This is a genomic window from Pseudomonas sp. NPDC089743, assembly GCF_044748785.1.
GTDB classification, from domain to species: Bacteria; Pseudomonadota; Gammaproteobacteria; order Pseudomonadales; family Pseudomonadaceae; genus Aquipseudomonas; species Aquipseudomonas putida_X.
In genome coordinates, this window is record NZ_JBIVGS010000004.1 from 337,098 (window position 1) to 363,461 (window position 26,364).

At 63.6% G+C, this 26,364-nt stretch carries 24 protein-coding genes; 11 read left to right on the forward strand and 13 right to left on the reverse strand.

Features of this window, described 5'->3' with window-relative positions; genetic code table 11:
* Nucleotides 1-47: 47 nt before the first annotated feature.
* Together ACIPZC_RS10700 and ACIPZC_RS10705 are read left to right on the forward strand one after the other, a co-directional pair.
* The gene (locus tag ACIPZC_RS10700; protein WP_241805296.1) at nucleotides 48-947 is read left to right on the forward strand and encodes a LysR family transcriptional regulator; all 900 of its coding nucleotides are present in this window, start codon (nucleotides 48-50) and stop codon (nucleotides 945-947) included.
* A gap of 102 nt (nucleotides 948-1,049) precedes the next feature.
* A complete protein-coding gene (locus tag ACIPZC_RS10705) occupies nucleotides 1,050-3,008 on the forward strand; it encodes an alkyl/aryl-sulfatase (protein WP_400626783.1) in 1,959 nt (652 codons plus the stop codon).
* An 18-nt stretch (nucleotides 3,009-3,026) separates the two neighbouring features.
* Here ACIPZC_RS10705 and ACIPZC_RS10710 read toward each other — a convergent pair whose 3' ends face one another.
* Genes ACIPZC_RS10710 through ACIPZC_RS10720 form a run of 3 tightly spaced genes read right to left on the reverse strand, consistent with a single transcriptional unit; the run spans nucleotide 3,027 to nucleotide 5,071 of the window.
* Nucleotides 3,027-3,326, reverse strand: a complete 300-nt coding sequence (locus tag ACIPZC_RS10710) for a DUF202 domain-containing protein (protein WP_400626785.1) — start codon at nucleotides 3,324-3,326, stop codon at nucleotides 3,027-3,029.
* Complete coding sequence (locus ACIPZC_RS10715; RefSeq protein ID WP_267816871.1) at nucleotides 3,319-3,705, reverse strand: YidH family protein; 387 nt, start codon at nucleotides 3,703-3,705, stop codon at nucleotides 3,319-3,321. The genes ACIPZC_RS10710 and ACIPZC_RS10715 overlap by 8 nt, the downstream gene beginning before the upstream one ends.
* 28 nt (nucleotides 3,706-3,733) lie before the next feature.
* The gene (locus ACIPZC_RS10720; RefSeq protein WP_400626787.1) at nucleotides 3,734-5,071 is read right to left on the reverse strand and encodes a DUF1329 domain-containing protein; all 1,338 of its coding nucleotides are present in this window, start codon (nucleotides 5,069-5,071) and stop codon (nucleotides 3,734-3,736) included.
* A 155-nt stretch (nucleotides 5,072-5,226) separates the two neighbouring features.
* Here ACIPZC_RS10720 and ACIPZC_RS10725 point away from each other — a divergent pair, with 155 nt between their 5' ends.
* Nucleotides 5,227-6,189: a LysR family transcriptional regulator gene (locus tag ACIPZC_RS10725; protein WP_241805301.1), complete on the forward strand. Its 963-nt coding sequence runs from the start codon at nucleotides 5,227-5,229 to the stop codon at nucleotides 6,187-6,189.
* Here ACIPZC_RS10725 and ACIPZC_RS10730 read toward each other — a convergent pair.
* The 7 genes from ACIPZC_RS10730 to ACIPZC_RS10760 all read right to left on the reverse strand — a co-directional run bounded on the left by ACIPZC_RS10730 (nucleotide 6,174) and on the right by ACIPZC_RS10760 (nucleotide 15,671).
* Nucleotides 6,174-7,448, reverse strand: a complete 1,275-nt coding sequence (locus ACIPZC_RS10730; RefSeq protein ID WP_400626870.1) for an MFS transporter — start codon at nucleotides 7,446-7,448, stop codon at nucleotides 6,174-6,176. The genes ACIPZC_RS10725 and ACIPZC_RS10730 overlap by 16 nt on opposite strands.
* Before the next feature lie 105 nt (nucleotides 7,449-7,553).
* A complete protein-coding gene (locus tag ACIPZC_RS10735; RefSeq protein ID WP_400626790.1) occupies nucleotides 7,554-8,717 on the reverse strand; it encodes an acyl-CoA dehydrogenase family protein in 1,164 nt (387 codons plus the stop codon).
* 14 nt (nucleotides 8,718-8,731) lie between these two features.
* Nucleotides 8,732-10,279: an AMP-binding protein gene (locus ACIPZC_RS10740; RefSeq protein WP_400626792.1), complete on the reverse strand. Its 1,548-nt coding sequence runs from the start codon at nucleotides 10,277-10,279 to the stop codon at nucleotides 8,732-8,734.
* Between the two features lie 166 nt (nucleotides 10,280-10,445).
* Nucleotides 10,446-11,702 (reverse strand): OprD family porin, encoded by a 1,257-nt coding sequence (locus ACIPZC_RS10745; protein WP_400626794.1) that lies wholly within the window; start codon nucleotides 11,700-11,702, stop codon nucleotides 10,446-10,448.
* A 65-nt stretch (nucleotides 11,703-11,767) separates the two neighbouring features.
* Nucleotides 11,768-13,072 carry a CitMHS family transporter gene (locus tag ACIPZC_RS10750; RefSeq protein ID WP_400626796.1) on the reverse strand — a complete coding sequence of 435 codons (1,305 nt, stop codon included), beginning with the start codon at nucleotides 13,070-13,072 and terminating at the stop codon, nucleotides 11,768-11,770.
* A 125-nt stretch (nucleotides 13,073-13,197) separates the two neighbouring features.
* A complete protein-coding gene (locus tag ACIPZC_RS10755; protein ID WP_400626798.1) occupies nucleotides 13,198-14,514 on the reverse strand; it encodes a dicarboxylate/amino acid:cation symporter in 1,317 nt (438 codons plus the stop codon).
* Between the two features lie 77 nt (nucleotides 14,515-14,591).
* Nucleotides 14,592-15,671, reverse strand: a complete 1,080-nt coding sequence (locus tag ACIPZC_RS10760; RefSeq protein ID WP_400626800.1) for a 4-oxalomesaconate tautomerase — start codon at nucleotides 15,669-15,671, stop codon at nucleotides 14,592-14,594.
* A 147-nt stretch (nucleotides 15,672-15,818) separates the two neighbouring features.
* Between ACIPZC_RS10760 and ACIPZC_RS10765 the strand changes: the two genes are divergently transcribed.
* Nucleotides 15,819-16,712, forward strand: a complete 894-nt coding sequence (locus tag ACIPZC_RS10765; protein ID WP_241805308.1) for a LysR family transcriptional regulator — start codon at nucleotides 15,819-15,821, stop codon at nucleotides 16,710-16,712.
* A 21-nt stretch (nucleotides 16,713-16,733) separates the two neighbouring features.
* Here the strand turns inward: ACIPZC_RS10765 and solA are convergent, their stop codons facing one another.
* Together solA and ACIPZC_RS10775 are read right to left on the reverse strand one after the other, a co-directional pair.
* Complete coding sequence (gene solA / locus ACIPZC_RS10770; protein WP_400626803.1) at nucleotides 16,734-17,912, reverse strand: N-methyl-L-tryptophan oxidase; 1,179 nt, start codon at nucleotides 17,910-17,912, stop codon at nucleotides 16,734-16,736.
* A 105-nt stretch (nucleotides 17,913-18,017) separates the two neighbouring features.
* Entirely contained in the window at nucleotides 18,018-19,262 is a 1,245-nt protein-coding gene (locus ACIPZC_RS10775; protein ID WP_267816893.1) for an MFS transporter, read from the reverse strand.
* A gap of 115 nt (nucleotides 19,263-19,377) precedes the next feature.
* Here ACIPZC_RS10775 and ACIPZC_RS10780 point away from each other — a divergent pair, with 115 nt between their 5' ends.
* Nucleotides 19,378-20,307 (forward strand): LysR family transcriptional regulator, encoded by a 930-nt coding sequence (locus ACIPZC_RS10780; RefSeq protein ID WP_400626805.1) that lies wholly within the window; start codon nucleotides 19,378-19,380, stop codon nucleotides 20,305-20,307.
* On the opposite strand, the gene ACIPZC_RS10785 is transcribed toward ACIPZC_RS10780, so the two are convergent.
* Entirely contained in the window at nucleotides 20,304-21,251 is a 948-nt protein-coding gene (locus ACIPZC_RS10785; RefSeq protein ID WP_400626807.1) for a MerR family transcriptional regulator, read from the reverse strand. The genes ACIPZC_RS10780 and ACIPZC_RS10785 overlap by 4 nt on opposite strands.
* A 96-nt stretch (nucleotides 21,252-21,347) precedes the next feature.
* Between ACIPZC_RS10785 and ACIPZC_RS10790 the strand changes: the two genes are divergently transcribed.
* The 6 genes from ACIPZC_RS10790 (at nucleotide 21,348) to ACIPZC_RS10815 (ending at nucleotide 26,364) form a co-directional block, all read left to right on the forward strand.
* Entirely contained in the window at nucleotides 21,348-21,794 is a 447-nt protein-coding gene (locus ACIPZC_RS10790; RefSeq protein ID WP_267816899.1) for a PAS domain S-box protein, read from the forward strand.
* Between the two features lie 100 nt (nucleotides 21,795-21,894).
* A complete protein-coding gene (locus ACIPZC_RS10795) occupies nucleotides 21,895-22,317 on the forward strand; it encodes a nuclear transport factor 2 family protein (protein ID WP_241805316.1) in 423 nt (140 codons plus the stop codon).
* Complete coding sequence (locus ACIPZC_RS10800) at nucleotides 22,314-23,066, forward strand: SDR family oxidoreductase (RefSeq protein ID WP_241805317.1); 753 nt, start codon at nucleotides 22,314-22,316, stop codon at nucleotides 23,064-23,066. The genes ACIPZC_RS10795 and ACIPZC_RS10800 overlap by 4 nt, the downstream gene beginning before the upstream one ends.
* Nucleotides 23,067-23,073: 7 nt before the next feature.
* Nucleotides 23,074-24,321 carry an NAD(P)/FAD-dependent oxidoreductase gene (locus tag ACIPZC_RS10805; RefSeq protein WP_400626810.1) on the forward strand — a complete coding sequence of 416 codons (1,248 nt, stop codon included), beginning with the start codon at nucleotides 23,074-23,076 and terminating at the stop codon, nucleotides 24,319-24,321.
* Nucleotides 24,318-25,130, forward strand: coding sequence for a DUF1365 domain-containing protein (locus ACIPZC_RS10810; protein ID WP_400626812.1), 813 nt, complete (start codon nucleotides 24,318-24,320; stop codon nucleotides 25,128-25,130). The genes ACIPZC_RS10805 and ACIPZC_RS10810 overlap by 4 nt, the downstream gene beginning before the upstream one ends.
* Entirely contained in the window at nucleotides 25,105-26,364 is a 1,260-nt protein-coding gene (locus ACIPZC_RS10815) for a class I SAM-dependent methyltransferase (protein WP_400626814.1), read from the forward strand. The genes ACIPZC_RS10810 and ACIPZC_RS10815 overlap by 26 nt, the downstream gene beginning before the upstream one ends.

Genomic DNA, 26,364 nt, shown 5'->3' on the forward strand with positions numbered 1-26,364 from the left:
GCCTACTATTTTTGAAATTCTAATTTTCCATCCCATGTATTTTTCGCATGAATATAGCCAACTTCGATCTCAACTTGCTGCGGGTGCTGGACATGCTGCTGCGTGAACAGAACGTGTCACGTGCTGCCGAGCGCCTGGCGTTGACCCAGCCGACGGTGAGCAACGCCCTGGCGCGTTTACGGGACATTCTCGGTGACCCGCTGCTGGTGCGGGTCGGCCGACGCATGCGCCCAACCCCCCGCGCCCTGGCCCTGGAAGGGCCGATTCGCGCGGCCCTGCAGCAGATCGAGCAGACCCTCGGCGCTGGCGACAGCTTCGACCCAGGCCGCAGCCACCGGCAACTGCGCATCGCCCTGACCGACTTCGCCGAACAATTGTGCATGCCCAGGTTGCTCGCCACCTTGCAAACCCAGGCGCCGCATCTGCGTGTGGATGTGCTGCACCTGGCACCCAACCTGCCGGCCGAAGCCCTCGACCGTGGCGAACTCGACCTGGTGCTGGGGCGCTTCGACGATGTGCCGGCGCGCTACGAGCGCCGCCACTGGCGCAGCGAAACCCTGCACGTGGCGGTGCGCCAGGGGCATCCGGAGGTCGATGGCGCGCTCGATCTGCAAGCCTTCCTGGGCTTGCGTCACCTCTGGGTGCACGGCGGCCAGACCCGGGGCATGGTCGACCAGTGGCTGGCCGAGCAGGGCCTTGCGCGGCGCATCGCCTATACCACGCCCAATTACCTGCAGGCCGCGCACCTGGCCGCCAGCTCCGACCTGTGCGTGGTCTTGCCCACCGCACTGGCCCGCCATTTCGCCCAGCTACTGCCCTTGCAGGTCTTTGACCTGCCCTTCGCCCTGGAGCCCTTCGAGCTGGAACTGGTGTACCTTGCCCATCGTCAGCACGACCCGGCACTGGCTTGGCTGGTCGCGCGCATCATGGACATTCGCGCCGGCTGAGCCATCGCATTCAGGTATGGCCACCCATGCAAGAGTGGTATTGGTTCGCTGGCAATCGATGTCCTTAGAGTGGTGGCCCCCATAACAACAAGGACCACCCCCATGCGCCTACGCTACCTGCCCACCCTCCTGGCCCTCACCCTGCCCTCTGCGGTGCTGGCCCAGGCACCGGCCAAGGACGCCACCGAGCTGACGCGCCAAAGCAACCAGCAGTGGCTGCAGCGCCTGCCCTTCGAGAACCGGGCAGACTTCGACAACGCCCGCCGCGGCCTGCTGGAAAGTGCCGACCAGGCGGTGCTCAATGCCGATGGCAAGACGGTCTGGGACCTGCAGCGCTACGCCTTCCTCAAGGGCGAGGCGCCGGCGACGGTCAACCCCAGCCTGTGGCGCATCGCCCAGCTCAATACCATCGCCGGCCTGTTCAAGGTTACCGACCGCATCTACCAGATACGCGGCATGGACCTGGCCAACATGACCTTGATCGAAGGCGAACACGGGCTGATCGTGATGGACCCGCTGCTGTCGGTGGAAACCGCCCGGGCCGGGCTGGCCATGTACTTCAGGCATCGCCCGCAGCGGCCGGTGGTGGCAGTGATCTACACCCACCCACACGTCGACCATTTTGGCGGCGCGCGCGGGGTGATCGATGAGGCCGATGTAAAGGCCGGCAAGGTCCAGGTCATCGCCCCTCAAGGCTTCTTCGAACATGCCATCAGCGAGAACGTACTGGCCGGGCCGGCGATGAAGCGCCGGGCGCAGTACATGTATGGTGCGCCTCTGCCACGCAGCGCCCGCGGGCAGGTTGACGCAGGCCTCGGCAAGGGCGTGCCGGCCAATGCCACAGTCAGCCTCATCGCCCCGACACGGCTGATCGAAAAGCCGTTCGAAACCCTGCGCATCGACGGCGTGGATATCGAGTTCCAGCTGACGCCCGGCACCGAAGCACCGGCCGAGATGAACCTGTGGTTCCCGGCGTTCAAAGCCCTGTGCATGGCCGAAAACGCCTCCCATGTGCAGCACAACATCCTCACCCTGCGTGGCGCGCAGGTGCGCGATGCCAAGGTCTGGGCGCACTACCTGGACCAGTCGCTGCTGCGTTACGGCGACAAGGCCGAGGTGGTGTTCGCCCAGCACCATTGGCCGACCTGGGGCGGCGCAGCGATCCGTGAGTACCTGGCCGATCAGCGTGACATGTACGCCTTCCTCGACAGCCAGACGCTGCGCCTGCTCAACCGCGGCCTCACCCCTACCGAGATCGCCGCCGAACTGACCTCGCTGCCACCCCGGCTGGCCAACAAATGGTACAGCCGCGACTACTACGGCTCGCTCAGCCACAACGTGCGGGCGGTGTACCAGCGCTACATGGGCTTCTACGACGGCAACCCGGCGACCCTCAACCCCTTGCCGCCGAGCGATGCAGGCCAGCGCTACGTGGCAGCGCTGGGCGGCAGCGAGCGGGTGCTGACGCTGGCGCGTGAGGCGTACGACAAGGGTGACTACCGCTGGGTGGCGGAGCTCACCCGGCACCTGGTATTCGCCCAAGCCGACAACAGCGCTGCACGTAACCTGCAAGCCGATGCCCTGGAGCAACTGGGTTACCAGAGCGAGAACGCCACCTGGCGCAACGCCTACCTGACCGGTGCGCAGGAGCTGCGCAACGGCGTCGCGGCCGGTGCCAGCAAAGGCGGCAGCGCCGACGACCTGGTACGCGCACTGACCCCATCGCTGTTCTTCGACTACCTGGGTGTGCGCGTCGATGCCGCCAAGGCGGCTGAGCAGGACCTGACCATCAACTGGCGCTTCACCGACATCGATGAAGACTACGCCCTGACCCTGCGCAATGGCGTGCTGACCCACCGCGACCATGCACAGCACGCCCAAGCGGATGTGCAGATCAACATGAGCAAGGCCACCCTGGACCGCATCGCACTCAAGCAGACCGGTTTTCTCAAGGAAGCCAAGACGGGTGATATCGACATCAGCGGTGAGCGGGTGAAGTTCATGCAGTTCATGGCTGGGCTGGATGAGCCTGACGGGCGCTTCAATATCGTCACGCCCTGAGCCTGCAACGGCGCCGTGCTAAGCAGTGCGGCGCAACCACACGCCCAGCACCAACCCGGCCACCAGTAACGCAGCCAGCGGCACGGTGCGCACTGCAGCCCACCCCCGCTCGCTGCGCAACATGGCCAGGCCCCGGCGGTAGATGGCGCGTTCGCGGACCCTGCCCAGTAGCGCCAACGACAGTGCCGCGCCGGCCACAGCCACCAGGCCGCCGCGCCAGGCCAGGCAAGCCAGTACCAGTAAAGCCAACTGGGTTCGCCGCCAGGCCAACACCGTACGCTCGGCCTGCAGCCCGGTATCGACCGGGCCGTCAGCCATGCCAACGCCCCCATAACAGCGGTATCAGTGCCGCGCAGCCCAGCGCACAGGCCACGCTCAGCAGCGGTACCAAGCGTGGCAGCGGCAATGGCGCAGCGCGGCGCAGGGCGCGTTCCACCACCAGCCAGCGCCAACCAGCCCCCAGGCTGACCAGCAGGCTCGCCAGCAGCAACGCGAACTCCATCGCCAGGCGCCCGGATTGCGGCCAGGCATGCGCGGCAAAGGTTTCCAGGGCAATGGCACCGCCCAGCAATGCCAGGGCGGTGCGCAGCCAGGCCAGAAAGGTGCGTTCATTGGCCAGGGTGAAGCGCGGGTCAGGTGGCTTGCCAGGCCCCAGCAACCAGCGCTCCCAGGCGCTGTAATGGTGATCGGAACTCATCGGCTGTCCTGTGTGTGGCCCTGGGCGCTCAACGCAGCCCTTGGCTGCGCAGTGCCCCGGGCGAGAAGTACGAAGCGCTGGTGCGCAGGTCGAAGGTGAAGGGTTTGGGTTGCTCGTTGGTCAGGCCCGACAGCTGGTAACGCCCGTTGCGCAGGTCGTAGATCACCTCCATGGCGTTGACCAGTGCCTGCCCGGTGACGTGGTAGTAACTGTGCGCCTGGGCCGTGCGCCACAGCCGCCCCTGGTGGTCGAAGAAGTCGGCTTCGACGATGGCCCAGCTGTCCTCGTCCAGGTAATAGCGGCGGCTGGCATAGATATGCTCGGCCCCGGGCTTGAGGGTACCGACCAGCTCCCATACCCGGTGCAATTCGTAGCGGGTTGGCTGCGGGTTGACGTGGCCCGGGCCGACCAGCGCGGTGTAGCTCAGCTGTGGCGAAGCCAGGCGATAACTGTTGTAGGGTACGTGCAGGGTTTTCTTGCCGATCAGGGTCCAGTGGTAAAGGTCCGGGGCACCGTTGAACATGTCGCGGCTGTCGGCGGTGCGCAGCCCGGCAGTCCCTGGGGTGATGCTGTCATAGGCCACGGCAGGCGCGCGCCGTACGCGTCGCTGGCTGCTGCTGTACAACCACGACAGGCGTGGCTGGGCGACCTGGTCGAGGGTTTCGTGCAGCACCAAGGCGTCGCCTGCCAGGCGCGATGGCGCGGTCATGCGGTAGCTCAGGTAATACAGTACGTTGTTTGCCTGGCCGCCTGGCAGCACATCGGGCCGGGCGAAGGTTTGCTGCGCGCTGAACATGACGAAGCGACCATCACGACGCGGGGTGATGCTGTCCGACGCCAGGCTGTAACTACCGTTGCGTGGCCGCGTCAGGTGGTTCCACAGTACCTGCAGGCCATTGCGTGGTAGCGGAAACGCCAGTACCCCGGCAAAGCCCTGCACGCCATTGCCGTCATTGACCAGATGGGCGCTGGCGGCGTTGTGCCGGGCCCACTCGCTGACCCGAGCCGGCACCGCGACACTGCGGTGCGAGGGGTATACCGGCAGGCGAAAAGAGTCGGGAAAACGCTCGAGCAGCGCCACCTGGCCTGTCGTGAGCTGCTCGCGATAGCGCCGGTAGTTCTGCGCGGTGATGGTGTACAGCGGCTGCTCATCGGCGTAGGGGTCAAGCGGCGTGCCGTTGACCGCGAGTGAGACCTGCCCCGGTTGCAGCCCCCCGTTCCAGGCCGGTATGCGGCCATCACTGCTGGGGGCACGCTCGGCACCCACGGGTGTCAGTTGCGGGGGCAGTGGCGTAGCGCCAAGGTGGAGGGCCAGCAGGCTGGCATTGACGAGCAGGATACTTCGCAGCAGGGCGACAGCTTTCATGGGGTTGGCCTCTTGTTGTTGTTGGCTGACCTGGCCGTGCGGGCTTGCTTTGGCACGCCCCTTCCGGGTGATACTAGGAGCCACGCTTCGAACCCCACAAATAACGTGTTCGGATACGTGCCATATCAGTTCGGCATACCCTTGGAACCGCTGCGATGACCCTCAAACAGCTCCGCTACCTGATCGCAATCGTCGAAGCCGGCAGCTTTTCCTCGGCCGCGCGTCGTGCCTACATCGCCCAGCCGGCGCTGAGCAGGCAGATCGGCCTGCTGGAGAGTGAACTGGAAATGCAGCTGCTCGACCGCCAGCACGACGGCATCGTCCTGACCGACGCCGGTCGGCAGCTTTACGAGGTGGCCCGCCAGGTGGTGCAGAAGCTCGATTCGGTGAAGGACGAGCTCAAATCAAGCCGCGGTGACCCCAAGGGCCACGTCGCCATTTCCATCCCCGCCACAGCGGCAGACATGCTGCTGCCAGAAATCATCAAGCGTGCCGAGCAGCGCTTTCCCGGCGTGACCCTGACCGTGTGGGACGGCCTGAGCCGCAACGGCGGCCAAGCCATCGAACTGGGCAAGGTCGACTTCGGCGTGGTGCCCAATGCCGAGGAGCTGGAGCATGTCGAGGCCGAGCCGATCTTCACCGAGGCGCTGTACTGGGTCGGCCCTTCAGCCGCTGGCGTCGCCGATACCATCACCCTGGCCGAAGCCGCCGCCACGCGGCTGGTGCTGCCACCAAGGGCACTGCACCTGCGCCGGCGCATCGAACAGGCGGCCATGGAAGCCGGCGTGCCATTGGCGGCCGCCTACGAGCAGCAGTCGGCACCCGGCATCGCCAGCCTGGTCCGCGCAGGACTGGCGGCGACCATCAGCAACTGGCCGCCGCTGTGCGAGCTGCTCGAACCGACCCAGGCGCGGCTCATCGTCGAGCCACGCATCAGCCGCACCATTGCCTTGGCGCACTCACGGCACAAGCCCCTGTCGTTTGCCGCCGGTTGCTTGCACGACCTGGTGCGCGGGCTGCTGATCGAGCTGGTACTCGGCGGCCGCTGGCGTGGTGAGCTGATCGGCGGCGATGATGCGCCGCTCGGGTCGGTGCCGGGGGTTCAGCTGGCTGTCTGAGAGCGCGCCGGCACCCCATGCGCCACCGCACGCGGTTCAGCCAAGCGCTTCAGGGTGCGCTGCGGGTTCAGGCTCACCAGGCCCACCAGCCCCGCCACGACCAATACTGCGCCACACACCAGAAAGCCCTGGGCATACCCTGTGGGATGCGCGGCACCTGTGCCCTGCACCAGCAACCCGGTTACCACCGGCGCAGCCAGGCCGGCCAGCGAAGCGATACCGTTACCGATGGCAAGCACCCCGCCGCGCTGGGCCGTCGGGGTGAACTCGGCGAGCATGGCCGGCCCTACGGAGTACATCACCAGCGCCAGGCCACCGCTGAAGGTCAGTGCGCCAACCCGCACGGCGGTGCTCAGGCCTGGCAGCATCAGCGACGCAGACAGCAGCCCGGAAAGCACCAGGCACAGCGAGACGAACACGCCGCGCGCCACGCGCGAAGATACGCCACGGCGCATCAGGCGTTGGGACAACCAGGCCATGAACAGGCTCAACGGCGTGGTCACCACCACGAACATCACAAAGATCCGCCCGGTCTGCAACGGGTCTATGCCCAGGCCGACCTGCAGATAACTGGGCACCCAGGTCAGCGTCAGGGCCAGTGACCAGTTGGCGGCGAAGTGGCAAAGGTAGTTGCCCATCACGCTGGGGTCGCCCAGCAGCTTGCGGTACGGTATTGCCGGCTCATCGCTCTTGAGCTGGCTGGCACGCAGGCGCTCAAGGGTGCCCTCCTGCCCCAGCCGCCACCACAGCAGGCACCACACCAGGCCGATCAATGAAAGGACGATGAAGTTGGTGCGCCAGCCATAGTGCAGGCTGACCCAGGGGATCATCGCGCCGGCCACCAGCAGCCCCATGGCGCTACCGGTGTGCAGCAACGCCACGGGCAGGTTGCGACGGTCATTGGGAAACCACTTGTACAGCGCATGGGTGGCGACCGGCGATGCCGGGCCCTCTCCGATGCCCAGCAACACGCGGCAGGCAACGATGGTCCACAGTGAAGTGGCGAACAGCATCGGCAACTGGATCACCGCCCAGAACAGGCCCATGCCCAATAGCAGCGTGCGGGTGGGGCGCCGGTTGGCCATGAAGCCGCCCACCACGGCGGACAAGGCGAAGAACCAATGCAAAGCGCCGCCAATCAGCCCGAACTCGGTCGCGGTCAGGCCCAGCTCGGCGCTCATCGGCACCGCAACCAGGCCAATCACCACCTTGTCGAGAAAATTGACCAGCATCAGCATGGCCAGCAGTACGGCCACCATCCAGGCGGTCCGTGGGTTGGGCAGGGAAGCATCCACAGTCATGGCGATTACTCTTGTTATTGTTGTGGAATGTGACAAAAGGCCGCCTTGGTGGCGGCCTGAGGGTCACGCGGGCATCAGCACGCCTTTGGCGATGGTGTTGCGCTGAATTTCACTGGTCCCGGTCAGGATGCGCATCATTCGGGTGGCACGGAAAATCCATTCCACCGGGTGGCCCTGCATCAACCCGGCACCGCCATGCACCTGCACGGCCTTGTCGGCAATGCGGAATGCAGCCTCCGAGACGAACAGCTTGCACATCGGCGCCTGGGTCCGGATATCGCCGCCGGCATCGTTCACCTGCGCCGTGGCGTAGACCATGCTGCGTGCTGCATGCAGCTCGGTAGCCATGTCAGCGATCATGTGGTTGACCGCCTGGAACATGGCGATCGGCTGGCCGAACTGCTTGCGGCTACGGGCATGCTCGATCGACAGGTTCAGGGCCAGGCCGGCCATGCCCAGCAAGGTCGGGCAATGCAGCAGCCGGTTGAGGGTAATGCGCCCCATGGCCAGCTTGAAGCCCTGGCCCTGCTCGCCAATCAGGTTGGCCGCTGGCACGCGCACGTCATCCAGCACGATGTCGCCGTGGGCCCCGCCACCGGACATCACTGCATAGTCGCTTTCGACACGCACGCCCGGGGCCTTGAGGTCGACGAAGAACGCCGAAATACCCTGCGCGCCCTGCCCAGGCCCGGTCACGGCCAGCAACACTGCCAGGTCCGCGTACGTGGCACCCGAGATGTAGCGCTTGCTGCCGCTCAGCACGTAGTGATCACCGTCGCGGCGCGCCTGGGTACGGATGGCAGTGGCGTCTGAACCCGCCTCGGCCTCGGTCAGGGCGAAGCACACGGCTTTCTCGGCACGGCACACTGGCTGCAGGAAATGCTCCACCTGATAGGGGCTGGCCACTTTGAGCAGGTGGCCCACCCGCGGCGGCCCGGACAGCTCGCCCAATACGTGCGGGGCGAGCATCGAACCGGTCAGCACCGTGGCTTCTTTCACGGCGCACAGGTCGGCCACGCTCAAACCTGCCCCCCCCATGGCTTCGGGCAGCATGAGGGTGTAAAGGCCCTGCTCGCTGGAGCGCTTCCATACTTCCCGCAAGACCGCCTGAGGATGCGGGCGCGCCCAATTCAGCTGCATCTGCTGCTCCAGCGGGCGAACCTGGTCGCGGACGAACCCTTCGATGGCTTCAATGATCTGCGCAGCTTTTGCACTTGGTTGATACATGGTCATGCTCCCTGTCAGATACGACGATCGCTGTGTTGCCAGTAGGCTTCCCGGACCAGGCGGCGGACCACCTTGCCATTGGGGTTCTTCGGCAGTTCGGTGACGAAATCCACGCCTCGCGGCTTCTTGAAACCGGCCAGTGCACGGCCGCAGCGCTCGATGAGCTCGGCGGCGTCAAGCTGCGCGCCAGGCTTGAGCACCACCACAGCACGCACCGCTTCACCCCACTGCTCGTCCGGCACACCGACCACTGCCGCCTCGAACACTTCGGGAAAGCCGTAGATCACCTGCTCCACTTCGCTGGGGTATACATTGAAGCCCCCGGAAATGATCATTTCCTTCTTGCGGTCGACGATGAACACGTAACCCTGCGCATCGACCGTGGCCAGGTCGCCGGTCAGGTAATAGCCGTCGCGCATGACTTCGGCGGTGAGCGCGGGCGCGCGCCAGTAGCCCTGCATGATGTCCGGGCCCTTGACCACGATTTCGCCGATCTCGCCCGGCGCCACATCGTCGAATGCGTCGTTCACCACACGCAGGTCGGTCTCGAAATAGCAGCGCCCGCAAGAGGCCAGGCGTTGGTAGTTGCCGTCCTCGACCAGGTGGTCCTGCTCGGTCAGTACCGTGACCAGCGAGCAGGTTTCGCCGGCGCCATAACCTTGCACCAGAATCGGCCCGAACAGTTCGATGGCCTTCTTCACCAGGGCCGGCGCCATGGGCGCAGCGCCATACATGACCAGCCTGAGGCTGGACAGGTCGAAGCGCTCGACGTCGGGGTAATTGACCAGGCGGTTGATCATGGCCGGCACCAGGAACAGCCGCGTCACCCGCTCACGTTCGATGGTCTCCAGCAACAGGCGATCGTCGTAGCGGTCGAGCAGCAGGTTGCAGGCGCCTACCGCCAGCAGCGGCATGATCTGCATGCCGCTGGCATGGGTGATCGGCCCCACATGGGCCATCACATCATCAGGGCCAGAGCGCCGCGTGGGGCTGGCGATGCTCTTGCGGACCAGCGCCTTGCGGTTGCCAAACGACAACATGGCCGCCTTGAGTACCCCGGAGCTACCGGAGGTGTAATGCAGCACTGCCAGGGCCTCGTCGGCAGGGTCAAGGCTGCACGGTGCCTCGCTGCCGCGCTCAAGCAGCGCGGCGTAACCCAGGTCACCGCCCTCGCCCTCCAGCGCGATCACCTGGCGCAACATCGGCAAAGCCTCGCGTCGTTCGGCCAGCGCCTGGGCGAAGGTGGCATCGGTGATCAGCGCAACGCTGCAGGAGTCTTCCAGTACCCGTACCACTTCATCCAGCGACAACCGCGCGTTGATCGGCACCTTGACCATCGCTGCCTTGTACAGCGCCACCTCTGCCTCTACCAGTTCCACGCGGTTGGCAGCGAGGATCGCCACATGTTCACCGCTGGCCACGCCCAGTGCGCCCAGCCCCGAGGCCAGGCGGTTGCTGCGCCGTTCCAGTTGGGCATAGGTCAGGCGCGTCTGGCTGTCCGCCACGGCAGTGTGGTCCGGCCAGTAGCGGGCACTGCGGGTAATGATCTTTCCAAGGTTCACGTTGTTGTTCTCGTCGACAGGAAGACATCGACGATGCTAAACACCCATGCGTTGGCGGATGTAATACCAGTTTCCGATGCCGGCCATAACGAATTTGGCTGGGGTCATACAGCTGCCTGCAACCGTCGGCGCAATGCACCCTGCACTGACGGGCTACAGGCCAGATTCACCAGATGGCGATGTCATAGGTCAGGTACAGGCGGTTGCTGTCCCGACCGCGGGAAAAGTCAGACCTGTAGACATAGTTGCGCAGCCGAATCCCAAGCCCTTTGAGCGCCCCGCCCTGCACCACATACGCAAGCTCGGCGTCACGCTCCCACTCACTCAGGCCCTGCGCCCCGGAGCGGCCGTTGTCCCCGCTCAGGTAGCGCGTCATGAAGGTCAGCCCGGGCACCCCTGCGGCGGCAAAGTTGTAGGCATAGCTTGCCATCCAGGTCTTTTCTTCTTCCTCGATGAACTTGCCGATGCCAACGTTGCTGAACGAATACACCGTTGCGCCACTGATGTACGGCAGCCCGGCTTCACCGTCCAGCACCTGGTACCCCGCGCCGAAGGTGTGCCCTGAATGGGCGTAGGACACTTGCGCACTGAACAGGTCGTTGTCGATGCTGCCGCCGTATGCGGCGCCGCTGTCACGGCTGGCGAAATACCGCAGGTCGGTGGTCAGCACCCCGCCGGCCAGCGCAAGGTCATGCACCAGGCCGGCGAAGTCCTGGCGGTAGAAGTGTTCGAGCTGACCGTGGAAGTAGCTCAAGCGCACGTGCTTGCTGAGCGCGTAGTCGGCGCCGGCGAAGTTGAAATCGCCCGACTCGGCGCCGCCATAACCGTCCAGGTACAAGCCGGTACTGTCGGAGGAGTCGCGTTGTTTGAACCGGTCCAGATGCCCGGCAGTGAGTGTCAGCCGCTCGATGTCAGTGCTGGTCAGCTGTGTGCCCTGGTAGGTCTGCGGCAGTACTCGGGCATCGTTGTAGACCAATACCGGCGTCTTGGGCAGCAAGGTACCGTGCTTGACCACCGTACGGCCCAGGCGAGCCTTGGCCGTCACCCCGGCACTGGCGAACTCCTGGGCAGCGCGACCGTCGTCATGCACCGGCAACAGGCCCGTACCGCTGCGGCCACGGCCGGAGTCCAGCCTGACTCCCAACAGCCCCATGGCGTCGAGCCCCAGGCCCAGCGTGCCTTGGGTAAAGCCTGACTGATAGTCGAGCAGAAAACCCTGCGCCCACTCGGTTCGCTCGCTTTTGGCGGTGGCGGCGGCGCGGGCGCTCATGCCCTGCTCGTCGCGGAAATTTTCGTTGAAGTAAACGTTGCGCAGTTGCAGTTTGAGCTTGCCGTCATCGACGAATCCAGCAGCGCCGGCAACAGGCAGGCCGCCGCAGAGCAGGCCACAGGCGGCCGCCGCACGCAGAGCAGTTGGGGACATGTTCGGTACTCTGTTGTTGTTTTTGAATGAGTTGAAAGCGGGCGCCCGGCGGCGCCCTCGGCGGCTCAGACGAAGAAGGACAAGGCCCCGGTGGCCAGGGCCAGGGCGGTGATCACCAGGGAGGTGAGCACCGCCCATTTGACGGTGGCCTTCTGGAAATCACCGATATCGCGGTCGACCATACCCACCAGCAGCAGGGTCGAGGCCACCAGCGGGCTCATCAGGTGCACAGGCTGGCCGAGCACCGAAGCGCGGGCGATCTCTACCGGGTCGATGCCGTAGGCAGCCGCCGCGTTGGCCAGGATCGGCACCACGCCAAAGTAGTAGGCATCATTGGACAGCACGAACGTCAGCGGCATGCTGGTGATCGCCACCACCAGCGGGAACCAGTGGCCCCAGGACTGCGGAATCCAGGCCACCAGTGTCTGCGCCAGCGCATCGACCATTTTCGTGCCGGAGAAGATGCCGGCGAAAATCCCTGCGGCAAACACCAGCAGCACGACCGCCATGGCGTTGCCGGAGTGGGCCAGGATGCGCTCTTTCTGCACCTCCAGTTGCGGGTAGTTGATCATCAAGGCAGCAACGAAACCGATCATGAACAGAATCGCTGCGTGCATCACGCCCAGGACCAGCGCGACCATAACCGCTACCACCAGCAGCAGGTTCACGTAGGCAAGCCGCGGACGCTTGTGCGGCGTGTCTTCGAGAATCGCCTTGATGTAGCAATTACCGCCACCAGACTCGAGCTTGATGTTGCCGATGCGTTTGCGTTCGGCACGGCCCAGCAGAAACGCAGTGAAGACCACCCAGGCAGCCCCACCGATCATGGTGGGCAACATCGGGATGAAGTACTCGGTCGCATCGAGCCCCAGCGCCGCGATGGCCCGCGTCGCCGGGCCGCCCCAAGGGCTCAGGCCACTCATGATGCTCAGTGAAAGCATCGCCACCGTTGCCAGGATCATCGGGTTCATGCCGATGCGCTTGTACAGCGGCAACATGGCTGCGCAGGTGATCATGTAGGTGGTGGTGCCATCACCATCGAGCGCCACCAGCAGCGAAAGCAGTGCAGTGCCGATGGCGATCTTGATCGGGTCGCCATTGACGCGCTTGAGAATCTTGCGGATCAGCGGATCGAACAGCCCTGCGTCGATCATCAGGCCAAAGAACAGAATGGCGAACAGCAACAAGGCAGCCGACGGGGCAACCATCTTCAGGCCGTCGAGCATCATCTTGCCGGTGGTCGGCGCAAAACCGCCGATCACGGCGAAAACGATGGGGACTACGGTGAGCGCAACGATCGGCGACAGGCGTTTGCTCATGATGAGGTAGGTGAATGTCACCACCATGATCAAGCCAAGCAATGCAAGCATGATTGGGTTCTCTTGTTTTTATTCTAAGGCGTGGCCATCTGGCGCGCAGACGGCCCCCTGCCCCACTCGGCATCACAGTGATGCTGAGCGGAGTCCAAGTCAACGAAGGGGGTTAAGGGTGACGATCAGCCGTGACGACGGGGCTCTGCAGGCCAGCTGGACACCGTTGGCGCACCCTGCTCGGCGAGCGCCTCAGGCTCACCGTTCAGGGTGCGCATCAAGGTCTCCCGCTCACAGGCATTTTCCGAAAGCGAGACCACCACGGTGGCAACGGCATTGCTGGCCAGGCTGGTCAGGGCACGCGCCTCGGACATGAAACGATCGACGCCGATCAGCAGCGCCAAGCCAGCCAAGGGGATGTCGTGGATGACGGTCAGGGTCGAGGCCAGGGCCACGAAGCCACTCCCGGTGACACCGGCAGCGCCCTTGGAAGACAGCAGCATGATGGCGAGCATGGTGATGGTCTGGCCCAAGGTCAGATCGATGTTGCACGCCTGGGCGATGAAGATGGCCGCCAGCGACAGGTAGATCGCCGTGCCGTCCAGGTTGAAGGAGTAACCGGTGGGCAGCACCAGCCCCACCACACCTTTTTTGCAGCCCAGTGCTTCCAGTTTCTCCAACATGCGCGGCAACACCGGCTCGGTGGAAGAAGTACCCAGCACCACCAGAAATTCCTCACGGAAATAACGCAGCAGTTTCCACAGGCTGAAACCGTGCGCACGGCAGATGCCACCCAACACGACGATGACGAAGAAGGCGCAGGCGATGTACAAGGTGCCGACCAGCTTCGCCAGGGCGCCAAGCGAGCTGATTCCGTACTGGCCTACGGTAAAGGCCAGTGCACCGAACGCACCGATCGGCGCGAAGCGCATCAGGTAGCCGAAAATGCGAAACACCATGGTCGAAGCGGATTCGAGCACATCCAGCACCGGCTTGCCCTTTTCACCCATCGACGACAAGGCAAAACCGCTGAGTACCGCGATGAACAGCACTGGCAGCACTTCGCCTTTGTTGAATGCGCCGATGAAGGTATCGGGAATGATGTGCATGAAAAAGTCGACCACACTCAGTTTCGCCGCAGACGCAGCATACTGGCTCAGCCCCTCGGTGCTGAGGGTGGCGGGGTCGATGTTCATGCCCTCGCCAGGCCGAAAGAGGTAGACCGCCGCAAGGCCGATGATCAGGCTGACCACGGTCAAGCCCAGGAACAGCAGCAACGTCTTGCTCATCAAGCGCCCCAGCGAACGCTTGTCCGTCATGCCGGCGATCCCGGTGACGATGGTGCAGAACACCACAGGCGCGATCATCATCTTGATCAGCTTGATGAAGGCATCGCCCAGCGGTTTGAGCGCAACCGCCTGTTGCGCCCAGAAATGCCCGACCACCACGCCCAGCAGGACGGCGCAGAGAATCTGGAAGTACAGTGATTTTGCGATCTTCATGAGGCATCACCCATTGTTGAAATTGTGCGGATGCGCTTGTGTTGCCTGGGTCATCACGGTTTGACGCTTGGCAGGCTTCAACCCGCCATGCGCTGAAAACCAGGGGCGTATACAAATCCGGAGAACAGCCGGCGGGCGGTTCGAACCACCGAGGCCTGAATGGTCTGGCCATCCGGGCCACCGCGCGAAAGCGCGACATCGATACCGCCGCTGGGATGTTCCAGGCGTACTTCGGTGAGTGCTTGGGCAGCATCACCGAGCATGTCCATCACGACGGTGCCTGGGCTGACGCAGGCAGTTGCCAGCCCGATGGATCCTGTGATGGCCAGCGCCCGGTGGCAGTTGTGCGGCATGAAATACCTTACCTGCAGCGTACCGTCATAGCGCGGCGCAGAGATCAGCACGGGCTTGGGGATCACCATGTTGCTGACGTCGCCCAGGCCCATGGCCTTGCCCGCTTTCAGGCGCAGGGCTTCAAGGCGCTGCAGCAGGTGCGTGTTCGCATCCAGTTGCGCGGGGGTTTCCGAACCTGTCACGCCCATTTGCGCGGCATCGACGATCATCATGGGCATGGCCATGTCGATGCAGGTGACAGGGATACCGTCGATCACATCCTTGGCCTGCCCGGTAGGGAACAGCTTGCCCGTCTTGCTACCCACGGCATCGAGGAATGTCAGGTGAACCGGGGCGGCAGTCCCCGGCACGCCGTCGATCGCCGTACGCCCTTCGTAGCGCACGATGCCGCCGGGAGTCTCCACCAGCGAATTGACGAACGTGTTGGTATTGAGGTTGCGGATACGCACCAGGGTCTTGCCGTCATTGCCCTTGACCAGCCCTTGCTCGATGGCGAAAGGGCCCACGGCACACAGCATATTGCCGCAGTTGGGGGCGGTATCGACGCGGCGCTGGGCAACCATCACTTGCACGAACAGGTAGTCGACGTCGGCGTCGGCATGCAGCGAAGGGCTGATGATGGCCACCTTGCTGGTCTGCGGGCTGCCACCGCCAATGCCGTCGATCTCCAGCTCGTGACCGGAGCCCATCAGGTTGATCAGCAGCTCGTCGCGCTCGACCACATTGGCTGGCAGATCCCACGCATGAAAGAACGGGCCTTTGGAGGTACCGCCGCGCATGAGCACACAAGGAATTCGTTGCATGACTACTGACTCTTGTTGATCAATTGGGGAAATTGATGTTCTGGACACAAGAGTGACAAAGTTTGATAAATCGATCCAATGCAAATATCGTAGACATTGTTGCGTTTTACAAAACAATAAAGCGGTGAATTCCTTTAGGAAAACGTCATGGAATATGAGCTGCAAGACATCAGATCTTTCGTGAAAATCGCCGAACTTGGCAGCTTCCACGAGGCGGCTGAGGTGCTGCACCTGTCACAACCGGCGTTGAGCCGGCGGATAAAAAAGCTCGAAGAGGGCCTGGGAACGCCCCTGCTCGAACGGACCACCCGGCGCGTGAGCCTGACCACGGTCGGCCGCGACTTTCTGCCCAAGGCCAGGCGCCTGCTGGACGATTTCGAAGATTCGATCCTGAGCATTCGCGAACTTGCCGAGCGCCAGACCGGCCAAGTGACCCTGGCCTGCATCCCGACCGCTGCGTTTTACTTCCTGCCCTCGGTGATTCGGGACTACAACGAGCAGTACCCGAAAATCCGTATCCGGCTGCTGGACCTCAGTGCCAACGAGGGGCTGGAGGCGGTGCTGCGCGGTGAAGCCGATTTCGGTATCAACATGATGAGCGGCCAGCATCCGGATATCGAGTTCGTGTCGCTGGTGCAGGAGCGTTTCGTGCTGGCGTGCCGGCGCGATCACGAGCTGGCCGATCGCGCGTCGGTCACCTGGACAGAGCTTGCCGATTACAGGCTCATCGGCGTCGGGCGCCTGAGCGGCAATCGCATGTTGCTGGACCATGCGCTGTCCGGCCTCAGCTGGCGGCCGAAGTGGTTCTATGAGGTGCAGCACCTTTCCACCTCGTTGGGCATGGTCGAAGCGGGGCTGGGGGTGTCGGCCATGCCAAGCCTGGCCATGCCGGCTGCCGACCATCCGACGTTGGTGAGCGTTCCGCTGATGGAGCCCGAGGTGACGCGTACACTCGGGCTGGTGTATCGGCGTGGGGCCTCGCTCTCACCTGCGGCAGAAAAGTTCGTTTCCATTCTGCTGGAGAAATGGCCGAACCGTTGATCGGTCGTGGCCAGCCACGCATCAAGTTGAGCGTTGTCCTTGGAATCGTTGCAGGGTGAATGATGAAAGATCGAGGTCGGTCCAGCCCCGGATGCACCACTGGGCGAATGCCTCGCCCAAGGCGGCGGAGTGCTTGAAACCATGGCCAGAGCACGCTGACACCACCAGGGTGTGCTTCAGCGAAGGGTGTTCATCAATGATGAAGTGGCGATCGGCAGTGACGGTGTAGGCGCAAACAGCCGACTTGACGACCCTGTCGGTCACCCCGGCGATACGGCCTTGTACTTGCGACTCATACATCTGCCGCTGTTCTTCTGCGCTCACGGTCCGGTCCAGCAGGTCGGGCAGCGATGCCGTGTGGTATTGGGCCGTGGCGATTTTCATGCTGCCCTCCCCGGGCAGCGCTGGGAAACCATAGTTGATTTTGTCGTCCCCGCGCCCATGGGTGAGGATGAATGTTGGCGATGCACCCTCAAGGCCCGCCTCGGCTTCGAGCTCGAACCAGAACAGCTTCTGCCGGTAGACCCCCAGCAAACGGTCGAACGGCTCGCCCAACAAACCGCCCGCCCAGTTGCCGGCGCTGAACACCAGCTTGCGCGCCTTTAATGTGCGCAGGTTGGTGCAGACCGTGACACCGCAGTCATCCGAGCTGATCTGAGTGACCGTTTCTCCTGTGTGCAGCGTCGCCCCGTGTTGCACTGCCAGGCGCAGCTGCACGTCGATGCACCGCTCGGGGCGCACGAAGCCGCCACCGGGCTCGAAGTAGCCGATCGCATCGTCGCGCACATTGGCAAATTGCGGGAAGCGTTGACGGATCTGTGCAGCGCCAAGCACTTCGTGCTCGATTCCATAGGCCTGGGCCAGGCCTAGGGTGCGCAGGGTGAAATCGCTTTTATCGTGCGGATCGAAGTCGGGGCTGGAGGTCAGTGCAAGCAGACCGGACTGTTCGAACAACGATTCGCCAGACAGCGCCTCAAGTTCACGCCAGATCTGCTGAGCCCTCTTCACGATCGGCACGTACTGGGCACCCTCGCCGACGGAAAGACGCGTAATGCGCGTATCACCGTGGCTCGAGCCGAGGGTATGCGGTGGGTGGTAGCGATCGACCCCCACCACATCGACGCCCGCCTTGGCCAGTTGATAAGCGGTGGCGGCCCCCATTGCACCAAGCCCGATGACGACTACTTCGCAATGCTCCACTGACTATCGCTCGCTCAAAAAAGGCGGTAGTTGAAAGCAGGCGGGCCCAGGAAACAAAGAATTAAAGGGTATATCGATATGCCCTTGCGCAGGCCGTGTTCATCATCAGCCTTGCTTCACTGGCGCGGATGCCGCTGGGCGGGCGCGGTGAGCAGCCTTGCCGGCCCGATCGCTTGCCACCCACAGCAGCAGTGAGAAGCCCACCGCCAGCACTGCAATCAGCGCGCCCACCCAGCCCAGCGCAGCCAGCCCCAGTTGCTCGATGGTGAAGCCGCCAATCACAGCGCCCAACCCGATGCCCGCGTTCGCCGCCGAGACATTCAATGTGCCGGCCAGGGCCTGCGCTTTGGCGCCTGCGATCATCACGCGTACCTGGCAAACAGGGAACAACGCGGTATACGCAATACCCCACGCGGCCAAGGCCACCACCAGTAACCACCGCGTATCGACCGCAGGCGGTGCGCCTGCCATGCCGGCGCCCAGCACCGTCAGCAGCACGATGGTCGCGCCAAGCGGGCTGCGGTCGACCAGCCGCCCGCCGATGGCGTTGCCGATCATGCCCACCGCACCGAAGCCCATCAGCCACCAGCCGACCTGCGCGCTGGGCACGTGGGCAAGGCGCTCGAGGATGTCGGCCAGGTAGGTGTAGGCGCTGAACATCGCAGTGAACACCACCACAGAGAGCGCGACATGAAAGATGAATTTCGGGTCCCGCAGGATGATCGTCTGCCGCTCGCCGCCCGCCCTTTTGGGCGCCTCCGGCAGCTGCGGCAGGCACACCCACATCAGCAGCGCGATGACCAGGCAAAGGCCCGAGATCAGCCAGAAGGTGCCCCGCCAGCCGAGCGCATCGGCTGCCAGTGTGCCCAGCGGAATGCCGAACACGAACGCCGCCGTGATGCCCAGATAGACCCGCGCTACGGCCTTGCCTTCATTGCCTTTACCCGCCAGCTGGCCTGCCGATTCACTGGCGGTGCCCCAAAACACCGGAAGCGTGGCAGCAGCCAGGATGCGCGACAAGGCCATGGTCCAGAAATCCGTAGCGACCGCCGACAGCGCATTGGATGCGGCGAAGATGATCAGCACCCCGAGAAACACCTTTTTGCGGTCCCAGTGGGATATGGCAGCGGTGAGAAACGGCCCGACCAGCATCACGGTAAAGGCGAAAACGGTGACCAACTGGCCCGCTTTCGGCACTGAAATACCCAGATCACGGGCGAGCCCGGGCAAGATGCCGAGAATGATGAATTCGGTGGTCAGCACAGCGAACGCCGCCATCGTAAGGATCAGAATGCTGGTGCCTGCACGGGCATCTGCTGCCCCCGACAGGGACGCAGGGTTGGCATGCATGAGCGACTACTCCAGAACAGGAAATTGGAGCAGGAGGGTATCCTGGAATAAAATTATCGTCTTTGGTATTTAAGAAAGGTCATTTGAGAAATTCATTCAACAATCGGAGGCGTCATTGCTCAATGAACAACGCTTGAAGGGCATTGCGGTCTTCATTTGCGTGGCAGAGGCCGGAAGCTTCACTGCTGCGGCCGAACGCATGAGCCTGACCACCTCCGCCGTCAGCAAAAGCGTGACCCGGCTGGAGCAACGCCTGAACATGAAGCTCTTCGCACGCACCACACGGCGCTTGGCGCTGACCGATGCGGGAGCCAATTACTATCAGACCTGCAAGCAGATCCTGGCCAGCCTTGAAGAGGCCGAAATGCAGATGCACAGTGCCCAGGTCGAGCCCTGTGGCCGGGTGCGCATCGACTTGCCTGCTTCTTACGGCAAACTGCGGGTACTGCCCTTGCTCATCGAGCTGATGGCCGAGCATGAGCTGCTGATGCCACATATCACGCTCACGGACCGCTTCCTCGATCCCATCGAGCATGACATCGACATCCTGGTCCGCATTGGCGGGCCGCACATCTGGCCCCAAGGTGTAGAGCGGCGGCTGATTGGCGTGCAGCAGCACATCTTTTGCGCCGCACCGGGTTATCTGCAACGCCGGGGCGTGCCTGAAACGGAGCGGGACCTCCATGAGCACGGCTGCGTGCTTTATGGCCGGACCGACGGCGGTGTGTATCCGCTGCACTTCCCAGGCGCCCATGCCAGCGACAGCGAGCAGCGCGTGGTCTCGGGCCGTATTGCCATCGGCAACGCAGAAGGCCAGCTTGCCATGGTGCTGGCCGGGCTGGGGGTGGCCCAGTTGCCCTCCTGGCTGGTGCAGGAGCATCTTGATGCGGGCTCGCTGGTCCAAATCCTGCCGCAGCTGAGCACCACCGGCCTGCCAATCAACGTCGCATGGCTGAAAAGCCGGCAGTCGCTTCCCAAAGTAGCCGCATTGGTCGATGCCATGTGCACCAGGCTGAGCGAGCAAGCAACAGCCAACGCCGGCTAGCGGGATTGCTCAGCGCTTTGCTTCCTTGGTGCAGGCTGGGTGGTCGAAAGCTCCAACGCCCCCCTGAGCAAGGCATTGAGCATCGCGCCGGCATCACCACCCTGCCCCTCCAGCAGGCGCAGTGGAATACCCTTGAGCGCAGTCGCCGATTCGGCCAGGCCATCGCCGAGCAGCGCCAATGGGCAGGCAATATCCATCTGCAAGGCGCGCAGACGATCTGCCAGGCCACGGCTCACAGGGGGCTGCACCAGCAGCACCAGCGCGGCAGGCGCAATGGCCGCACACAACAGGGGCAACTCCTCCAGTGGTTGGTCGCTGCTGAGCACCTCGATCCGCTGCTGCTCACCGCTCATCAGCAAGCCGTGGCACAGCAGTTCAAACTCAGCGCTGCCACCGGTGCCGGCCAACAGCACGCGAGGGGCGGCGGCCTGGTTCAACTGCAGACGTAGCAGCAAACGGGCGCGCAGAAAGGCATCGAGAAACAGCCACTGGCTACGCTGGCCGTATGTGCTGCCTGACTGTAATGTGCGCCACACAGGCATCAGTATGTCGAGCAGCACCGTGGATTTGGGAAACAGTGTGAACAGCTGGCCATGAATGGCTTCTAGCGCCTGGCCATCGAACGCCAGGGTTGCCCGGAGCACCGCAGCGCGCCACGTGGCATAGCCATCGGCAGCCGGTTCAACCGTTTGCTCATAGGCGTCTCGCCGCCTGGCCAGCATTTCGCTGACTTTGCTGATCGGCAGCCCGCTGGCGGTCCAGCGCAGTATGTCGCGGATGTGCTGCACATCCTGTGCGGTGTACAGCCGGTGACCACCCTCGGTACGCTGCGGCTGGATCAGGCCATGACGGCGCTCCCAGGCACGCAAGGTCACCGGGTTGACCCCGGTCAGGCTGACAACGTCACGCATTGGCAACAGGTCGGTGAAGGTCGCTTCGTTCATTGCGGCGGATCATCAGGGCGGTTACACATACTAAACCTATAGCTGCATGCAGGCTAAGCTGCGCATAAGCATACGCAACCACTTCAAGGAGGCCCCATGATCGACGCAAAACTCCTGCAATTGATGGTCGAGGCGTCCAACGACGGCATCGTCATTGCCGAGCAGGAAGGAAACGACAGCATCCTCATCTACGTCAACCCCGCCTTCGAGCGCCTGACCGGCTACGCTGCCGATGACATTCTCTACCAGGATTGCCGCTTCCTGCAGGGGCAGGACCATGATCAGGAGGCGCTGGACGCCATTCGCCAGGCCATCCGGGACGGGCGCCCGTGCTGCCAGGTGCTGCGCAATTACCGCAAGGATGGCAGCCTGTTCTGGAATGAACTGTCGATTTCGCCAATACGCAACGAGGCCGATCAGTTGACGTATTACATTGGCATACAGCGTGATGTCACGGCCCAGGTGTTTGCCGAGGAAAGGGTACGAGAGCTGGAAGCAGAGGTGGCCCAATTGCGCCGGCAACTGGATGAAAGGGACAGCTGACACGCCCATGCAAAACTGTACAAAAATATGACCCTGTATAGCTTTATGCAGCGGGATCGACTATACCTGTACAAGAAACCATTTTTGTACAGGGCCGCGCATGTCAAGCTACCTGCAAACCTTCGCCGAACGCTTTGCCAGCCTCGATGCGAACAACCTCGACCGCTTGGGTGACTTGTACAGCGAGGATGTCACCTTCCGCGACCCCTTGCACAAGATCGACGGGCTGAGCGACCTGCGCGCGTATTTTGCAGAGCTCTACGCCAATACCCAGGAGGTGCACTACACCTTCGAGGGTACCGACGAAGTCCAACCCGGCCACGGCTACATTCGCTGGACGCTGAACTTCCGCCACCCACGCCTGGCCAACGGGCGCCTGATCAGTTTGCAGGGTTGCAGCCACCTGCGCTGGCATGAACGCGTGCACTTTCATCAAGACTACTTCGACGCCGGTGCACTGCTTTATGAGCATGTACCGGTGATGGGCAGCGCTGTGCGTTGGCTCAAGGGGCGGCTGGCATGAGCCGCTGTTGGCTGACGGGCGCCAGCAGCGGCATCGGCGCTGCGCTGGCGCAACAGCTGCTTGAGCAGGGGCATCAGGTGGCGCTGGGTGGCCGGCAAGCTGAAAAACTGGCGCCGTTGGCCGCCCAGTACCCTCAGCAGACGCTGCAGGCCATCGGCGATATCAGTGACCCTCGACAGGTCGCTGATGTTGCCGCGCACATCGAGCGCAACTGGGGCGCGCTCGACCTGGTAATCCTCAATGCAGGCACCTGCGAGTACCTGGAGCCAGGCCATTTCGACCCAGAGCTGGTCGAGCGCGTGGTGCGCACCAACCTGCTCGGCGTCAGTCACTGCCTGCAGGCTGCCCTGCCCCTGCTGCGCCGCGGTCGACGCCCGCACTTGGTGGTGATCGGCAGCTCGGTATCCTGGCTGGCGCTGCCCCGTGCCGGGGCCTATGGCGCCTCCAAAGCGGCCGTGCGCTACCTGATCGAGTCCCTGCGCATCGATCTGGTCAACGAGGGCATCGATGTCACGCTGGTCAGCCCTGGCTTTGTCGATACGCCATTGACCCGCCGCAATGACTTCCCCATGCCCCAGATCTGGAGTGCAGAGCGCGCCGCCAGGCACATTGCCGAGCGCATACCCAAGCGCCCGCTGGAAATCAACTTCCCCGGTGTCTTCACTGTGGTACTGCGCCTGCTGGGCGCAATGCCGGTGCGCTGGCGACTGAAGCTAGGCCAGCGCCTGGCACGTAAGCAACAGGACTGAAACAGACATGCGCATCGCAATCATCGGCAGCGGTATTGCCGGCCTCACCTGTGCCTATCTGCTGTCTCGGCGGCATGAAGTCACTGTATTCGAGGCCGCCGACTGGATCGGTGGCCACACCCATACCGTCGATGTCCAATGGGGTGGCCGGCAATACGCGGTGGACACCGGTTTTATCGTGTTCAACGACTGGACCTACCCGCATTTCATCCGCCTGCTCGACCAGCTCAAGGTTGCCTCCAGGCCCACTGAAATGAGCTTTTCGGTGCATGACCCGCGCAGCGGCTTCGAATACAACGGCCATGACCTGAACACGCTGTTCGCCCAGCGCAGCAACCTGCTATCGCCAGGCTTCTGGGGGATGCTGCGCGATATCCTGCGCTTCAACCGCAAGGCCATTGCCGACCTGGACAGCCAACGTATCGACGAGGCCACCACCCTGGGCGGCTACCTGCAGACGCAGGGCTATGGCCAGCGTTTCATCGACCACTACATCGTGCCAATGGGCTCGGCGATCTGGTCGATGTCACGCGCTGACATGCTCAGTTTTCCGCTGCAGTTCTTCGTGCGTTTTTGCCGTAACCACGGCCTTCTCTCGGTGAGCAACCGCCCGCAGTGGCGGGTGATCGAAGGCGGCTCGCGCAGCTACCTGGCGCCGTTGTGCAAACCCTTTGCCGAGCGCATCCGCCTCAACTGCCCTGTTGGCCGCGTCAGCCGTGACGCAGGTGGCGTGACCGTGTTCAGCACGGCCGGTAGCGAACGTTTCGACAACGTGGTGTTCGCCTGCCACAGCGATCAGGCGTTGGCCTTGCTGGAGGCGCCGAGTGCCGATGAGCGTGCAGTGCTCGGCGCCATCACCTATGCCAGCAACGATGTTGTGCTGCATACCGACACCCGACTGCTGCCCACCCGACGCAAAGCCTGGGCCAGCTGGAACTACCGCCTTGGCGGGCCGCAACAGGCACCGGCTGCGCTGACCTACGCGATGAACATCCTGCAAGGTATCGAAGCGCCGGTGACCTTCTGCGTGAGCCTGAACCAGACCGCGCTGGTGGACCCGACGCAGATCCTCGCTCGCTTCAACTACGCGCACCCGCAGTACAGCCTTGTCGCCCTCGCCGCCCAGGCCCGGCAGGCTGAGTTGCAGGGCCGCCAGCACTGCTACTTCTGCGGCGCCTACTGGGCCAACGGCTTCCACGAGGACGGTGTAGTTAGCGCCTTGAAAGTGGCTGAGTGTTTTGGGGAAGTGTTGTGATCAGCAGCCTGTGCCACGGTTGGGTCAGCCATCGGCGCCTGACCCCGCGCCAGCATGCCTTTCGCTATCGGATCGGCATGTTCTACCTGGACCTGGATGAGCAAACCCACCTGCTCAGCCTCAGCCGCTGGCTGGGGCGGTCGCGACTGGCGCCGCTGAGCTGGCGCGAAAGCGATTACCTGCCAGCGCTGACGGGCAATGGCACGCCACTGGCCCAGGCCGCTCGGCAATTGGTTGGCCAGGCGACCGGGCAAACGCCGGAAGGCGCCGTACACCTGCTGACCCAGCCGCGCTGCTGGGGCCTTTCGTTCAACCCGGTGAGTGTCTACTTCTGCCACGACCAGGCGGGCCAGTTGCAAGCCATCCTGCTGGAGGTGCGCAACACGCCATGGCGCGAGCGCTTTCATTACGTGTTGCCGGTGCAGGACGGCCTGTCTACCGGGTTTTCCGTGGCCAAGGCGTTTCATGTGTCGCCGTTCATGCCCCTGGACATGGAGTACCGCCTGCGTTTCTTGCTCGATGCGCGGCGCGTGCACGTGCACATGGAGAACTGGCGCGAAGGGCAAAAGGTGTTCGATGCCGACCTGGCGCTGCAGCGCGGGCCGCTGGATCGCACCGCCCTGCACCGCCACATCCTGAGTTTCCCCTGGATGAGCCTGCGTACCGTAGCGGCCATCTACTGGCAGGCCTTGCAGCTACTGCTCAAGCGCACGCCCGTCCACGACCATAGCGCCAGCCTGGGCAACCTGAGCCTGGGCCAAGCCGCCTCCAAGGAGTTAGATGATGACCGAGCCCACCCTGAGCGTTAGCAAGTCCACCGGCCTGACACCGCTGCTTGGCAACCTGGCCAGGACCGCCGTGCTGGCCCAGTTGCGCGGCTTGGCCCACGGCAGTTTGCGGGTCATCTGCAATGATCGTCAGTGGACCTTCGGTGAAGCCGGCAGCGCCCTGCAAGCCGAGGTCGAGATCGTTGACGAGGCCGCCTGGAGCCTGGTCGCCAGTAACGGCTCGATCGGCGCTGGGGAAGGCTATATCCATGGCTACTGGCGCACCCCCGACCTGGCCGCAGTCACCCGTTTGTTCGTCGCCAACCTTGAGGTGCTCGATGCCATGGAGGGCGGGCTGGCACGCCTGGCACGCCCGGCCCTGCACCTGCTGCACCGGCTCAACCGCAACAGCCGACGCGGTGCGCGGCGCAACATCCTGGCCCATTACGACCTGGGCAACGCCTTGTTCGAACGCCTGCTCGACCCAACCATGATGTACTCGGCGGCGCAGTTCGAGAGCGCCGAGCAAACCCTGGAGCAGGCGCAACTGAACAAGCTTGAACGCATCTGCCAGAAGCTCGAACTCAAACCTCACGAACACCTGCTGGAAATCGGTACCGGCTGGGGCAGCCTGGCCATCCATGCTGCCACCCAGTATGGCTGCCGCGTCACCACCACGACGCTGTCCGAGGCGCAGTACGCCCATACCCAGCAGCGGGTGCAAGCGCTGGGCCTCACGCAACAGGTCACGGTACTGCGCGAGGACTACCGCGACCTGAGCGGGCGCTTCGACAAGCTGGTTTCGATCGAGATGATAGAAGCCGTCGGCCACCGGTACCTGCCCACCTACTTCCGCCAGTGTGCCGCCCTGCTCAAAGAGGATGGCCTGATGCTGCTGCAGGCCATCACCATTCGCGACCAACGATACGCCCAGGCGCGGCGCTCGGTGGACTTCATTCAGCGCTACATATTCCCGGGCGGTGCGCTGCCATCCTTGAGCGTGCTGCTGGACACCGCCAGCCGCAAGACCGGATTGAACCTGGTGCATATGGAGGACTTTGGCCAGGACTATGCCCGCACCTTGCGCCACTGGCGCGATAACCTGCGCCAGGCGCGCACGGCACTCAAGGAGCTGGGTTACGACGAAACCTTCCAGCGCCTGTGGGAGTTCTACCTGTGTTACTGCCAGGGCGGTTTCGAGGAGCGTGCCATCGGCGTGGCGCAGTTGTTGTGGGCCGCGCCAAAGGCCCGTCGGGCGCCTTTGTCAGGTGCCTGA